A 13,776-nucleotide genomic window follows, 5' to 3' on the forward strand; every position below is an offset into this window, starting at 1 on the left:
CATGCCGCGGCCGCCGCGAGGAGCCACGACGGACCGCGGAGTCGCTTCGCCGACGCCACCGTGGTCTGGCAGAGCAGGGCGAACCGGCGCGGGCGGTGCCTCAGGTCTCGCCGCGCATCGAGTAGACCTTCAGGGACCAGCACCTCCGGAATGCCGTGGTCGCCCGCCACGCCAGCCGCGTGTCCAAACCGAACGTCTGCCTGGTGGCGGCCAGCGCGTCGAACGACCCAGACCCCTGCTCGGCGCACGCCCTCCTGATCAGCGTCACGGTCAGCTCGTCGGTGAAGACCTCTTCCAATGTGGCGCAGAAATAGGCGTACGCGGCGAAGTCGAACGCCGGACTCGTGGTCGGGCACGTCACCGCGGCGTCCAGGATCTCCCCGACGGGGATGCCCGCTCCCTGCGAGAGTTCGTGGAGCAGGTCGAGCATCTCCGGAGGAGTCGTCTCCGGCGCCGAAGGCAGGGTGACGGCCCTGGTAATCGCGCGCGCCTTGTGGCGGATCTCCTCGCCGACGATCGACCGGCAGATGGAAGAGAGGGTCGCTTCCTCCGGAGGCAGGGCGTTGCCGGCCCGGACGACCCGCCTGGCCGCTCTGATGATGTCGCGGGGAAGCCCGCCGGACAGAGTGTGGCACAACGCGATGTATGGGTCCGTGAGGCCCACCACTCTCCGGCGTAGAAGTCGTCTCGACTCTTCGTATCCCAGCGGGCCCACGTAGATGATCTCGTCGAAGGAACTGTCGAACGCGTCGCGGAACGGCAGCCCTCTGCGCTCGAAGGCGTTCATGGCGTCGTCGGACACCGAGATCATGAAGTAGACGTGCGGAAGGCCGAAGATGCCTTTGATCTCGTTGAGGAACCGCTCCGCGTGTTCGCCGGAACCGATCTTGTCCAGCTCGTCGATGCCGATGAAGACGCGGCTGCCCCGCTGGGCGAGCAGGGCGGCGACGCGCTGCGTGTAGGAGCGGAATCCGGTGACGATGTCGGGATAGCTGCGGGACTGCTCAGCCTTCGACATACCGTGTGACCTCTGACCCTCCATCCCCACGGGGAGCTTCAGCGCGCCCGACCAGCCCGTGGTGTGGGTCTGGAGGTAGCGGATCCGGTCAAGATGGCGGCGGGCCTGCCGGACGAGCCGCGCTTGGGGGCATGCGTGCGTCTCCTTTCGCCAGATCCACGCCGATCTGATCACTGACACGAGTGTGAGCAGCCCGCCCAACCCGAGCACTCCGATGCCCACCGTCGAGGCGATGGAGGGCACGACAGGAAGCAGATCACCCCAACGCAGGAGCGCCCATCCAGCCGCGCCGTACATCACGGCGCGGCGGACGATCCGGAAGACGAGATGGGCCGGCATCCCGGCGAACCGGCTGTGATGCCTCATCTCCCGGGTGAACTGGCGAATTGCCGTACGGCAGAAGACCGCGAAGAGGTGGAGGACGAAGTCCCTCGGCGCGTACTCGACCGGAGCGGAGACCATGCATCGCAGGTCAGCGTGCTCGGACAAGGCTGTCGAGTCCTCGCAGAAACGGCGCACCAGCGTGGACTTTCCCGAGCCGCGTGGGCCCGCGACCCCGATGCCGGCTCCGGAGAGCCGGTCAAGCAGCTCGTCGAGCTCCGCCGCGACCATCGTTGGCACGTGATAGGTGCTGTCGAACGCCTCGCTCAGCCCGGGACTCGCCGACACGGCGAACCGCAGATCGAAGCTGTCGTCACGGAAAGCGTTGATGAGCACCCGGATCTGTGCCGTGATCTCGCGTTCCCTGACCGCTGCCATCAGGACGTCACGCGGACCCAGCGAGGTCGTCATCACACTCGTATAGGTCACGAGCGAAGCGATCCGCTTCGCCACGCCCACGATCACACGGATGGTCGTTTCGTGGGTTCTGATGCGAAACAGGATCCGGGCGACGACCGCGAACACCAGGGTGGTCACGCCGATCCAGGTGAGCGAGCCGAGCAGGTCCCACCAGATACCGCCGATGAGCCCGACCCCCGTGACGAGCAGGCCGAGCACGCCAGACCCGACCCCGATCGCGTTAAGAGGAGTCTCGAGCCGATGCTCCTCCAGCGCGACGCGCAGGTCCTCCAACCAGGCATCGGCGCTCACGACCTGCCAGGCGAACGCTTTCTCGTACTCGGCGAACTCGCGGGACGCCGACCTCAGTATGTCGGCGGCATTCCGCAGCATCATGACGCGGACGCGGAACGGGGTCACCCAGACGTTGTCGAAGGCGTCACGGAACTCCGGGTCGGCCATGGCCGCATCGAGGGCGGCCATGTACTGGCCGAAGAGAACCGGGTCGGCCAAGATCGGATTGCCGGGTGGCCAGGAAGTGGCGCCCATAAGCCAATGATCGTCGCAGAGCGTCAACCACCTGGCAATGCCGGAACCGCTTGGGTTGAATCACCTGACGCAAGAGATGAGGCGAGGGGCGCTGCGCCGGGCGAGCCGGTGATCACGACGGTCGTCATTCCTCGTCTTCGACGGCGGTTCCCTCCTCGGCGGACACCACGTGGTCGATGGCGGCGAAGAAGGCCCTGATGCCCGGGAGGTTCGCGCCCTTCGCCCGTGAAGTCGCGAAGTCTTCGGAGGTCCGCCAGCGCACGATGTCCAGCCACTGATCGCCGGGCAGGCGGACCAGGTGGGCGTCCAGGAAGCCGGACCGGTCGGTCCGGAAGTCGGCGAGCATGGCCGGTCGTGCGGCGAGTAGCCGTTCCACCTGCTCGGGCACCACATGGAACCGGGTCAGTTCTACCGTTGTCATCGCGTCTCCTCCTGTGAGTGGATGCCATCGAGGCTATAAGTAATGAATAGTGACTATCAAGTTTAGTGACCAATAGTAGGACGGACAGGTGACCACGATGCGGCGCAGCGAACGCAAGCAGATCGACCCCGACCTCGGCATCATGGCCGGTCAGACGCTGTTCGCCGTCCAGAAGGAGCTGTTCGCGGCCCTCGCCCGCGAGGGGCATCCCCACCTCAAGCCCCGGCACGGAGCGGTGCTGGCCTACCTCGACGAGGAGGGCAGCCGCGCGACGGATCTCTCCCAGCAGTCAGGTCAGCACAAGCAGGTGATCGGCACGCTGGTCGACGAGCTGGTCGAGCTCGGCTACGTGCGCCGCGAGCCCGATCCGCAGGACCGCCGCGCGAAGCTCATCGTGCCGACCCCGCTCGGGCTCGACGAGATGGAGCGGTCGGACGCCATCGTGGCGGCCATCGAGCGCAGACACGCGGAGGCCCTTGGCGAGGAGGTCTACACCGTCTTCAAGCGGGCGTTCCGCCAGATCACCGACCTCCAGCGGGCCCACCCGTCCACGTCAGTCGCGGGCGAGCGCGGCGTGTCGTAGGAGTCGTCGCCGGATGTGTACAGGTCCCGGCCGGTCTCGACGTGCTCCTCCTCGCCGTATCAGGCAAGGCGGCGGAACTGCTCGTCGTCGAGGACCGGTCCGCGCCGGGCCGGAGGGTGGCGCTTCGGCCGCGCGACCGTCACGACGTACAGGAGCAGACCCGCCGACGTGAGGACGAAACCGGCCCAGACCGTGGACAAGGCGCCCCAGCCGGCCTCCAAGGTGACCGCGCCGCCGATCGCGTCCTGCACGCTGCCCGTGACGAAGCGGAAGACGACGAGCAGCACGATGTTCGGCGCCAGCGCGGACAGCCCGTTGCCCATCAGGAAGAGCACGACCAGGCCGAGCAGCAGCGTGCGCCGGTTGACCCGGGCGGCGAGCAGAGTGATCAGCGGAGACCCGATCACCACTCCGAAGGCGTAGGCGGTGATCGCCTACGTGGCGACCGGGACCGACGCGTCCAGGTTGATGAGGTCGGCGGTCGCCGCGGGCTGGGAGATCATCGCGACGTGCGAGGAACCGACCTCGCGCACGCCGGGGCTCCGGAGGGCTCCCCGAGGGTGCGGGCGTCGGCGGGCCGCTGGCCGGCGTGCATCAGATCGGTGGTCGATTTCGGTACGTCACCGGCGAAGACGTCGTGGAAGAACTCCTTCTTGATGTAGCCGTCGACGAGTCCCTCACCGTAGGGGCGGAAGTCCAGCGCCGCCTCGCTGAGCTTGCTGCCCGGGAACTTCGTCTGCAGTTGCAGCAGCGAATCGCCCTCGTCGGGGGCGAACGCGGCCACGTAGACCAGTGCTTTCACGTTCGGGTTGCCGGCCGCGGCGTTCGTGGCGACGATTCCGCCGTAGGAGTGCGCGGCCACGACGCTCGGGCCGCTGAGAGTGGCGAGGACACTGGCCAGGTAGGCCGAGTCGGTGGCCACGCTGCGCAGTGGGTTCGCGGGCGCGATGACCGGATAGCCGTCGCGGATGAGCTTGGCGGCGACGTCGTTCCAGCCGGAGGCGTCGGCGAACGCGCCGTGCACGAGGACCACCGTGGGCTTGGGCTTGGCTCCCGTCCGGGGATGTGCCTGGACCTCGGACGTTCCCAGGAGCGCGCCGGTCGCGACCGCGGCGGATCCGGCCAGCACAGCTCGGCGAGTCGTCGTCATGATGTTGCACCTTTCATTTCGAATTTCGGCCAATGTAGATTCCGGGCACTTGACGATCACTGAACGAGCGATTCAATCGCCGTCCAGTGCCCCGATTTAGCCTGCGGTCATGAAATCGGCGAAAAGAGACCGCGCCCGGATCTGGGGCCTGTGGTTTCACCTGGCCTTCTACGTCCTGGGCAACCTGGCTCAGGTCATCGTATGGCGGGTCTACAACCCCGACCACTTCTTCTGGCCCCTGTGGTCGATCGTCTTCTGGGGCATCGGACTGGCCTTCCATTTCTGGGGCGTCTACTCGCCGCCCAAATCCAGAACCGATTACTGAGCCGTGTCGTTCTTCGCCGAGCTCGTGCGCGCCCCCATGACACGTCGGGGCGATCGCGCCGAACGGTTCAGGCCGGCGAGCAGTCGCTCGGCGCGAGGCACGGACACAGAACGGACTGCCAGGGCTTGTCAGCGTGCCCCAGAATGTCCGCCATGGATTTCCCCCTGGTCCTGGCCGGCCTGCCTTTCGCCATCGGCATCGTCATGTTCGGCCTGGGTCTCGGCCTGACCCTGGACGACTTTCTGCGGGTGGGCCGATATCCGAAGGCGGCCGTGGTCGCGCCGCTGTGCCAAATCGTGCTGCTGCCCGCGATCTGCTTCGGCCTGTAGGCGTGCTACTCGATATCGCCGTATTCATAATCCAGATAAATCCGGCCTTGATGTGATTATGCGCCTTTCGATGTCGATGGAGTGATCAGCCGACGGGCAAGAATTTCCGTCTGTCGTTTGCCGTCTTTCCGGACGGGAAAGCAAGGCGCTGTGCGGGTGATCCCTGGTGGGTCTCTGTACTGGACATTTCCGCCATTCTGGCGAAACTTCCGATACGTCGAGGGGCCTGCGTTGCCAAGATTGAACGCCTTTGCGAGCTTGCTCGCACTCAACGTCATGCTGGCCGCCGCCGCTGCTGTGGACGGTGAGGTTGCCGGCGCCTCCACGGCAGGGGCGCCCGCCGCCGACCGGATTCATCACGCCGCCAGCTCGCCAGGTCCACATGCGTCGGGCGGGTCGAACTCCCAGCACGCGTCACACCACAGGGGCGGCAGGAACAAAAGCAAGAACGCACATCGGCAGCACGTGCGCGGAAACGAGGCGCAGGGCCAGCACCTGCTGCGGGACTTCACCCACGTCATGGCCCCGGGGCAGAAGGCGCAGACGGATACCAAGGCGGGACCGTACAACTGGCAGGCCACCGACGGGAAGACGAACACCTGGAGTGAGCAGTACGGCCTGAGCAGCGGGCGGCCGACCGGCGGGCAGGGACAGAAGGCGCGGGTGCGGGCGACGGTGACACGCACCCCCGCGCTCACTCCCACTCCGACGTCGGCTCCGACGCCGGTCTGCGACGCCGGTGGCGGGGATCCTGACATCGCCTACACCGCTCTGCCCACCGACGTCCTGAGGTGCGGCGGGGTGCCCAGCCTGGGCTTCGAGGCGACCGGGACCAACGAGTTCGGCGACGCGGTCGGCCTGCGCGGCGGAGGAGGGCCGCTCGGGTCGGTGCGCGTCGAGTTCGTCAGTCTCGCCTGCCAGTCGGGGAGCGCCTTCGACGGCACCTGCGTGAGTGCTCCGGGGGCGACCTACATCCACCCGATCACCGCCAACGTCTACGCCGTCGACAACAGCACCAACCCCGCGAGCCCCGGCGCGCTGCTGGCCACGGTGACGCAGGCCCAGGCGATCGGTTACCGGCCCACGGCCGACCCCGTGAGATGTACGGGGCCGAACCTCGGTGACTGGTTCAATCCGGCTTCGGGCATGTGCGAGAGAGGGTTCAACCAGATCCTCACGTTCACCTTCCCGGTGGGCACGGTGCTGCCGTCCCAGGTGATCTGGACGGTCGCCTTCAACACCACCCATTCCGGATACAACCCGATCGGCGAGGGCGCGGCCTGCTTCAGCAGTCCCAGCGGGTGCCCGTACGACGCTCTCAACGTCGGGGCCTTCACCTTCCCGAACGCGCCGTACGCCGGCACCGACCTCAACTCGGACGTGCTCTATATCAGTCAGGACGGCCAGCCGCTCCAGCCGGAGACGGGGACAGCGGGCTTCACTCCGCTCGGCGAGGTCAGGTACAGATAGCTCCTCGACTAACGCGGCATCACAGGTGTCCACATCCGGCTGCCGGCGCCGGCGACTGACGGTACGCGGCTCCTTCGCCCGCCTATCTGAAGTGGACTAAATAGTCCCATAACATGGCGGTACACGTGAGTGTTGTCGACTGGCCAGGAGGGATCGATGAGGACGCACTTCGCGGAAGTCTTGGCCCGCGAGAGCGTATGTCTGGCTGGAGTCACTGACGGGGCGAAGCTGGCCGGCTGGCGCCGCCGGGTGGTCGAGGAGCTCATGACCCCACGGTCGCCGTACGCGCTGGCGATGCGGCTAACAGGTGATGTGCCCGACCGAGCCGACTTCCTCGATCGGTGGCGCGAGCTTATCGCCGAGACGGTTGACCGGTTACTGCGGTCCGGCACCACGGGTGACACACATTTCTCCTCAGGCCAATCTCGGAGGGCCGATGTCGACGCCCAGAAGACTGCGGTGCTGATTCTTGCGGCTCTGCATGGAGGCAGCACCCTGAGCCAGATTTCAAAAGACCCTTGGCCACTCAACGCCGCACTCGACCTCGCGCTCGCGCCTTTTGCGGCAGCCGAGGGCAACTGCCCGATCGATAACATGAACCCGTGATGACGACCGCCGACTCGCACAACGGCAGACGCCTGACGGCGCGCGGCGCGAAGACGCGGGCAAGGATCGTCGCCGCGGCAACCGACCTGATGTACATCAAAGGAGTCGGGGCTACCACGCTCGATGAGGTGCTGGCGGCGAGCGGAGTGAGCAAGTCGCAGTTGTACCACCACTTCGACGGCAAGGACGCGCTCGTGCGGGCCGTCATCGACCACGTGGGAGAACGCGTCATCGAACGCGAGCGCGAGGCCCTCGGCCATGTCTCGACGATCCGGGGCCTACGACGCTGGCGGGACGCGTTGGTCCAGAACAACGCCCTTCGACATGGCGCCTACGGATGTGCGCTCGGCTCGCTGGCCACCGAAGTCTCCGATCACGACGCTCTCGCACGCCAAGCCCTGTCTCAACTGTTCACCGAATGGCAGGGACTCCTGGCAGGCGTGTTGCGACGGCTTCAAGACAGTGGTGCGCTTCCGCCCGAGGCGTCGACAGACCAGCTCGCGACCGGGCTCATGGCAGCCCTCCAGGGCGGGTACATGCTGGCCCAGACAGCGCGCGATGTCACACCGATGGCGACATCAATCGACATGGCACTTGCGCATATCGAGAGCCTGTCTGAACGTTGAACTCATGGCCAAACGGCCCGGGAAGCCCCCGCCCAGCAAGATCTGCAACAGCCTCGGGTGTTAGTGGCCCATCCTCTCTTCTTGCCCCGTTCGTCTCCAGTTGGAGGGTCTAGCCGGCACCGGCTGTGGCTGAGACCACGCAGCCATCGCCAGCCGACTGAGATCGATGTTTCACATGTCGGATTGCTTGCGAGAGCCGTGGTCGAGCGTGTCCACGATCAGCTCGAACGTGTCGCTCCACCGCCGGTAGAGCGTGGAGCGGCCGCCGGAGCGTGGACGGCGGGCGTCGCCTCGTGCGGCTTGGGACTTTCGTTACGAGCGATGGTTGTAACCGACGTGTTTTGGACTATATAGTCCCGTTACACCGTTCCGTTGTGAAGAGATCCGGAAGTCGGCGCCGACGGAGTCACCCCTCGCGATCGCAGGTCACCGGGCGCCCGGCGTGCCGACGCCACCGGCCAGGTTGCAGCCGGCGCAGGTGAGGCCTGCGCCGGAACTCTGAAGCACTAAGAGCCCGGCTGCGGCTCGACGACGACTACTCACACCCGACCGGAGGTCGATTCGCTGTGTCACGACTGAACGTTCCCACCCCGGAGGAAGTACCCGCCGGCGCGCAGCGGATACTCGACAACGTTGGTGCGCAGCTCGGCTTCGTCCCGAACATGTTCAAGACCATCGCGTCGAACCCGACCGTTCTCGAGGTCGTCACGTCTCTGCAAGCCACCTTGAGCCGGGTTCTGGACGCGAAGACCCGGCACAGCATCGCGCTGGCCGTATCGCAGGCCAACGGCTGCAGTTACTGCCTGGCGATGCACACCCACGTCGCGACCGAATTCAGCGGCATGCCACGTGACGACATCGAACTCGGACGCATCGGGAGCTCGGTCGATCCCAGACGCGCCGCGGCCGCCCGCTTCGCGCAACGGGTGGTCGACAGCCGCGGGCAGGTCAGCGATGCCGAGCTCGCGGCTGTGCGAGGCGCTGGGTACACCGACCCGCAGATCCTGGCGATCGTCGCGTTGGCAGTGCAATTCCTGCTCACCAACTTCATCAAGAACGTCAACCAGACCGACCTCGACATACCCGCCGTCGGCCCGGTCGATACGGCCGTGGCCCAGTAAAACGAGCTTTCAGGAAGGCGCGACATGCCGGGCTCCGAACTCTATGAGAAATTCATGGCGCTGCACACCCGCGAGGGTGGATTCGTCATGCCGAACGCCTGGGACGGCCTCTCGGCGCTGATGCTGGCCGATGCCGGTTTCGAGGCGATCGCGACATCGTCGGCGGCGCTCGCCGCCACGCTCGGCCGGTCCGACGGACGTCACGAAATCACCCGCGACGAGCATCTCGAGCATGCGCGACTGCTCGGACGACTGACCGGGCTCCCTGTCAACGGAGACTTCGAGGACGGTTACGGCGACAGGCTTGAAGACGTCGCGGCGACCGTTGAGGCCGCCGTGGAGTCTGGCCTGGCCGGTATCGGGATCGAGGACACCTCGGGCAATCCCAATCAACCCATCCGCGACTTCGACGAGGCAGTCAACCGCGTGCGTAGCGCCGTCTACGCGGCCAAGGGGCGCATCGTCGTCACCGGCCGCACCGACAACTTCATCCAGGGCCGGCCCGATCTCGACGACACCATCCGGCGTCTGACGGCCTTCGCCGAGGTCGGCGCGGATGTGCTCTACGCCCCGTACCCACCCGACCTCGACGCACTTGAGGCGATCGTCACCGCGGTCGCGCCGACACCGGTCAACGTCCTCGTTTCACCGTCGGACAAGGTGCTGACCGTTGCCGAACTGCAGAAGGCCGGGGTCAAACGCATCAGCTTGGGTCCGTTCCTCTACATCCACGCGATGGGGGCGCTGGAACAGGCCACCAAGGCGCTCGTCGCGGGCGACCTCGCCTCGGCGACGACAGGCATCGGTTTCGACCGCATCAGCGAACTACTCGCCCGTGGCAAGAACTAGCCCAAACCCCACGAATCACAGCCTCTTCACCGAGTGATCGCAAGCTGAAAGCAGGTTGACATGGATCTCGACAAGCTCATGAGCAAGCACCTCACCAGGGCTTTCGATCCCACCAAGACCATCCCGGAAGAGACTCTTCAACAACTGTTGAAGTTCCTGCGGTCCACGCCGTCGTCGACGAACATCCAGCCCAACCACTTCTACGTAATCGCCACGGCCGAGGGCAAAGAGCACCTCGTGGCCAACCTGGGCGAACGATTCCAAGACAACGGCGGGAAGATCCTGAACTCGTCGCACACCATCATCCTCACCACCCGGGCAGATCTACCCGAGAGCCACATCAAAGAGGTGTTCGACAAGGAAACCGCCGACGGTCGGTTCGCCGACCCGGCGAAGCGCGCGCTGTGGCAGTCAATGACCCGCGACTTCCTCAACCTGCGCAACTACGGCTACAAGGATCTGAACCACTGGATGGAAAAACAGACCTATATGGCGCTGGGCATGACCATGATGGCGGCCGCTGAACTCGGCGTCGAAGCCATGCCGCTCGAAGGGTTCGACCCGACCAGCGTCGACAAGGCGTTCAAGATACGCGAGACCGGACACACCACGACGGTCCTGCTGGCCCTCGGCTACCCGGACCTTACGAGGGTGTACACCGACCCGATTTCGCGCTTCGAACCCGACCGGCTGTTCACCTTCGCCTAGACATCCCCGACATCGCAACGACCGTGGCCGAAGAACGCGGACCGCGGACACCTCGGTCGATGTCGGCCTACCCCGGACAACCAAGGCCGGCGGCAGGCGCCGCCGTTCGTGGCGGCCATGCGGGAGACGCCACCTTGGGCCTTGGCCGGGCGGTCAGGGCACTCGGATCGACAGAGGAGTTGGTCACCTTGGACGGACAGGAACTGCAGAAGATCGCGGGCGACTGCACCGTGGACCTGCCTGGCGCCGACCTGGAGCATCGTTCCGGCACCGGCTGGGAGATCTACAAGGTGCGCGGCAAGGTCTTCATGCTCATGACCGAGATGCCGGGGCGCCCCGTCGTGATCCTGAAAGCTGACCCGGACAACGCCGCAGCCCTGCGTGAGCAGTACGCAGACATCACCCCCGGCTATCACATGAACAAGAGGCACTGGATCACGGTGGAAGGCGGGGGCACCATCGACGAGAACCTAGTGAAGGAGCTCGTGATCGACTCCTACCGTCTCGTGGTCGGCGGGCTTCCCAAGTCCGAGCAGCCCGTGGATCCGCGCACCTACGGCCGCCACGCCTGACCCCTGTTGGCAAGGTGTCAGCAGAAGGCCCTCCCGGGTGAACCGGGAGGGCCTCTGTAGTGGAGCCGCCTAAGGGAATCGAACCCTTGACGCCTTCATTACGAGTCAGATCACGACCTTCCAGAACCGTCCACGGCCGTCAACAGGCCCAGGTCGAAACGCCTTCATGGGGTCTCTCAGTCCATGATCGTTCAGGACTGTTGTTAGCATCCGCGTTAGTAAGATCATCGATCTGCGCTTATCCCACGCTCAGGACCGCCCAGCTGCGCCCCGTCCGTGCACCTTGCTCCTGTCGCTGGCCGACTGAGCTATGCGCCCAAGACCTCTCTGAGCCGTCTTACTGTCCGGCTTCCGCGATTCAGCGGACATGGTGCGCCTCTTGGCGTCCTCGGTCCACTCCGTCTTCTTCGCACCCATGACACCTTGCTACGCACCGGTGACGGAGCTGTCCTGTAGCCAAGCGGAGTGCGATGTAGTGCGACCTTCCGTTTTTCTCGCGCTGCTCGTTCCTGACCCGACAACTTCGATCTCATGCCGCGAAAGTAATCGCGCGACTACGGATCGTTGACCATATAGGCAAAAGTAGAGGCATGCATGCTGAGGATTTCGGCCCGCGCGGCCGTCACCCATACGCCGCGCATAGCGCCGTGAGGCCCGTCGCCCCTTCATCCGACGAGGTCGATAGAGTGGCCGAACCCGCGTGGTCACGATCGACGAGGGGACGGTGATCGTCCTTCGTCAGCACCGAGAGGCGCAAGAAGCCGAGAAAGCACGCGTCGGCGACGCGTGGAAGGGCGAGGAGAACGGCCACGTCTTCACGACCGCCTGGGTGGCCCCATCTACCCGACCACGGTGACCAATCTCCCCAGCAAGCTCATCAAGGCGTACAACGAGCTTGCAGACGACGGGCAGACTCTGACCGAACAACTACCCTTCGTCCGCCTTCACGACCTCCGGCATATCCACGCTGCTCCTCGCTGGTGTCCCGGTCCACATTGTCGCCGCTCGACTTGGACACGCCGACCCAGCCATCACGCTTCGCATCTACGCCCACGTGATCCGCTCGGCCGAGACCGCTGCTGCTGACGTCTTCGCCAGGGCACTTGGATGAGTCGACAGAGGTTCAATGCGTAAGGAGCAATTGTCAAGACCTGTGGATTGGTGACCGCGTGGCGAGAGACGCCTTGTCAGGGTGTATCGGGCGGGCGCTCGTCCGACCGGTGGAGCGGTGCCGAGCCCCTGCCGGTCCACCGTGCGGCCGTGGCAGGGCCGGCCGAGGAAGGGCCTCTCGGCGGCGGGTGAAATCACGTTCTTGCAAGATCTTCGTGCAGGGGTGAGCAGCTGTCCGGAAAGCCCCTCAGCTGGGCCGGCCCAAGGTCACGGTGCGGGATCCGGGTGTGAAGTCGCCGAAGGACTGTTGCCAGGACTCACCGGGCCAGTAGTACGTCACACGGCCCTCGACGGGCCGGTAGCGGGCTGTGTAGAGCGTTCCCGATCCCTGCTCGTCGACGGATCGATACAGCGGCGGCTTCAGCATCGCCGCCACGTCCGCACCCGCGGCGCGAATGGCGCGCAGCCGCTCCTGCGTCCGCGAGGCCCGCTCCTGCTCGTCGGTCACCGGCAGGTGCTGGTGATTGGCGGCGCAGGCATCCGGTGCCACCGTCGGCGACATATCCGGCCCCACGAACACCGTCACCGCCTTGGTGGGATCGACAAGGGTGAGGTTCTGGGGGACGGCGACCGGCAGGGACCGCAGCCTGCCGACCGCCTGATCGACGGTGTCGCACGTCTCCAGCAGGTAGCGCACCACGATGAGGATGGCGAAGCCACGTCCGTAGACGGAACGTCCGCCGAAGGTGAGCGAGACCGCGAGACCGGCGTCGTTCATCCCGTCCAGCAAGCCCCACAGCACGTCCTGCATCCCGATCACGGGTCGCAGGAAGCAGGAGGAGACGATGGTGCCCTCGCACTGATCGAGCGGGAAGTCGTAGTTGCGCAGCAGAGTGCCGTTCCTGCCGATCTGGGTGCAGGCCGGGGAGAACGGCCGCAGTGCCGCGTGGGTGAGGAAGGCTTCCGCCTCGGGCCGGTCGAGTTGGCTGGCCAGGCGGTCCAGAACCGGGACCAGTTCCGGCATGTGCGCACGGAACAGCGCCCGAACTCGGTCCGCGCCCTCCGGAGTCCTGCCCTCCGCGGTCAGCAGGCCCTCCATGTCCTGCCACAGGGCCCGGGCGTGGGCGGCCCACCGCCCGTCGCCGCCGTCGCCGACCTCGATCGCCTGGAAGGTCTTGTTCTGTTGCCGCATGGCTGCCACTCCCCTTGTGAGAATCGGACGAGGTGAGGGCAACCTAGCTAATTATTCGGGTAATTCACCAGGTGCCCGCCATCGGCGACGGCCAGGCGCTGGATCTGATGAAGCCGCTGAACGCGAGCGTGGCCGATTCCAAGTAGGCGATCATGTCCCGTGTTGGAGAAGCCGGGAGTCAAGAAGGCCGTTCTCGAACTTGGCTCAGACTGTCTGATTCCTGCAGCCTTGGCCCAGGCTTCTATCTTGTCGTGGTAGTCGCCCCATCTGCCTGCAGCAACCTGACCCTCCGTGGTGATGTGCAGGACGTCCGGGTGTCCGAAGGACCGCATGATGTCCCCTACTAGATACGCAGCTGTCGTCTCCA

General features: G+C 65.7%; 16 protein-coding genes. 11 read left to right on the forward strand and 5 right to left on the reverse strand.

The features are described from left to right. Nucleotides 1-100: 100 nt before the first annotated feature. Nucleotides 101-2,347, reverse strand: coding sequence for a hypothetical protein (locus JOL79_RS10950; RefSeq protein WP_210155642.1), 2,247 nt, complete (start codon nucleotides 2,345-2,347; stop codon nucleotides 101-103). Between the two features lie 124 nt (nucleotides 2,348-2,471). Further along, nucleotides 2,472-2,768: an antibiotic biosynthesis monooxygenase gene (locus JOL79_RS10955; protein WP_210155643.1), complete on the reverse strand. Its 297-nt coding sequence runs from the start codon at nucleotides 2,766-2,768 to the stop codon at nucleotides 2,472-2,474. A 97-nt stretch (nucleotides 2,769-2,865) separates the two neighbouring features. On the opposite strand from JOL79_RS10955, the gene JOL79_RS10960 reads away from it, so the two are divergent. Then, nucleotides 2,866-3,351, forward strand: coding sequence for a MarR family winged helix-turn-helix transcriptional regulator (locus tag JOL79_RS10960; RefSeq protein WP_210155644.1), 486 nt, complete (start codon nucleotides 2,866-2,868; stop codon nucleotides 3,349-3,351). Nucleotides 3,352-3,410: 59 nt separating this feature from the next. Here JOL79_RS10960 and JOL79_RS10965 read toward each other — a convergent pair whose 3' ends face one another. Further along, nucleotides 3,411-3,761 (reverse strand): MFS transporter, encoded by a 351-nt coding sequence (locus tag JOL79_RS10965; RefSeq protein ID WP_210155645.1) that lies wholly within the window; start codon nucleotides 3,759-3,761, stop codon nucleotides 3,411-3,413. Nucleotides 3,762-3,850: 89 nt separating this feature from the next. Then, the gene (locus tag JOL79_RS10970; protein WP_210155646.1) at nucleotides 3,851-4,501 is read right to left on the reverse strand and encodes an alpha/beta fold hydrolase; all 651 of its coding nucleotides are present in this window, start codon (nucleotides 4,499-4,501) and stop codon (nucleotides 3,851-3,853) included. A gap of 109 nt (nucleotides 4,502-4,610) precedes the next feature. Between JOL79_RS10970 and JOL79_RS10975 the strand changes: the two genes are divergently transcribed. From JOL79_RS10975 to JOL79_RS11020, 10 genes are all read left to right on the forward strand, one after another. Further along, on the forward strand, nucleotides 4,611-4,826 hold the full coding sequence (locus JOL79_RS10975) for a 2TM domain-containing protein (RefSeq protein ID WP_210155647.1): 216 nt from the start codon (nucleotides 4,611-4,613) through the stop codon (nucleotides 4,824-4,826). Between the two features lie 152 nt (nucleotides 4,827-4,978). Next, the gene (locus tag JOL79_RS10980) at nucleotides 4,979-5,155 is read left to right on the forward strand and encodes a hypothetical protein (protein WP_210155648.1); all 177 of its coding nucleotides are present in this window, start codon (nucleotides 4,979-4,981) and stop codon (nucleotides 5,153-5,155) included. 465 nt (nucleotides 5,156-5,620) lie between these two features. Further along, on the forward strand, nucleotides 5,621-6,625 hold the full coding sequence (locus JOL79_RS10985; RefSeq protein ID WP_210155649.1) for a hypothetical protein: 1,005 nt from the start codon (nucleotides 5,621-5,623) through the stop codon (nucleotides 6,623-6,625). Nucleotides 6,626-6,781: 156 nt separating this feature from the next. Further along, nucleotides 6,782-7,231 (forward strand): hypothetical protein, encoded by a 450-nt coding sequence (locus JOL79_RS10990; RefSeq protein WP_210155650.1) that lies wholly within the window; start codon nucleotides 6,782-6,784, stop codon nucleotides 7,229-7,231. Then, entirely contained in the window at nucleotides 7,231-7,857 is a 627-nt protein-coding gene (locus JOL79_RS10995; RefSeq protein ID WP_230984668.1) for a TetR/AcrR family transcriptional regulator, read from the forward strand. The genes JOL79_RS10990 and JOL79_RS10995 overlap by 1 nt, the downstream gene beginning before the upstream one ends. Before the next feature lie 566 nt (nucleotides 7,858-8,423). Continuing rightward, nucleotides 8,424-8,978 (forward strand): carboxymuconolactone decarboxylase family protein, encoded by a 555-nt coding sequence (locus JOL79_RS11000; protein ID WP_210155652.1) that lies wholly within the window; start codon nucleotides 8,424-8,426, stop codon nucleotides 8,976-8,978. Between the two features lie 24 nt (nucleotides 8,979-9,002). Next, entirely contained in the window at nucleotides 9,003-9,827 is an 825-nt protein-coding gene (locus tag JOL79_RS11005; RefSeq protein ID WP_210155653.1) for an isocitrate lyase/PEP mutase family protein, read from the forward strand. 60 nt (nucleotides 9,828-9,887) lie between these two features. Continuing rightward, nucleotides 9,888-10,535 carry a nitroreductase family protein gene (locus JOL79_RS11010; RefSeq protein ID WP_210155654.1) on the forward strand — a complete coding sequence of 216 codons (648 nt, stop codon included), beginning with the start codon at nucleotides 9,888-9,890 and terminating at the stop codon, nucleotides 10,533-10,535. 188 nt (nucleotides 10,536-10,723) lie between these two features. Next, a complete protein-coding gene (locus JOL79_RS11015; protein ID WP_230984633.1) occupies nucleotides 10,724-11,107 on the forward strand; it encodes an MmcQ/YjbR family DNA-binding protein in 384 nt (127 codons plus the stop codon). Between the two features lie 700 nt (nucleotides 11,108-11,807). Continuing rightward, the gene (locus JOL79_RS11020) at nucleotides 11,808-11,963 is read left to right on the forward strand and encodes a hypothetical protein (RefSeq protein WP_210155656.1); all 156 of its coding nucleotides are present in this window, start codon (nucleotides 11,808-11,810) and stop codon (nucleotides 11,961-11,963) included. 501 nt (nucleotides 11,964-12,464) lie between these two features. Here JOL79_RS11020 and JOL79_RS11025 read toward each other — a convergent pair. Continuing rightward, nucleotides 12,465-13,409 (reverse strand): C45 family autoproteolytic acyltransferase/hydrolase, encoded by a 945-nt coding sequence (locus JOL79_RS11025; protein WP_210155657.1) that lies wholly within the window; start codon nucleotides 13,407-13,409, stop codon nucleotides 12,465-12,467. Nucleotides 13,410-13,776: the final 367 nt, after the last annotated feature.

This window comes from Microbispora oryzae, assembly GCF_017896165.1.
GTDB classification, from domain to species: Bacteria; Actinomycetota; Actinomycetes; order Streptosporangiales; family Streptosporangiaceae; genus Microbispora; species Microbispora oryzae.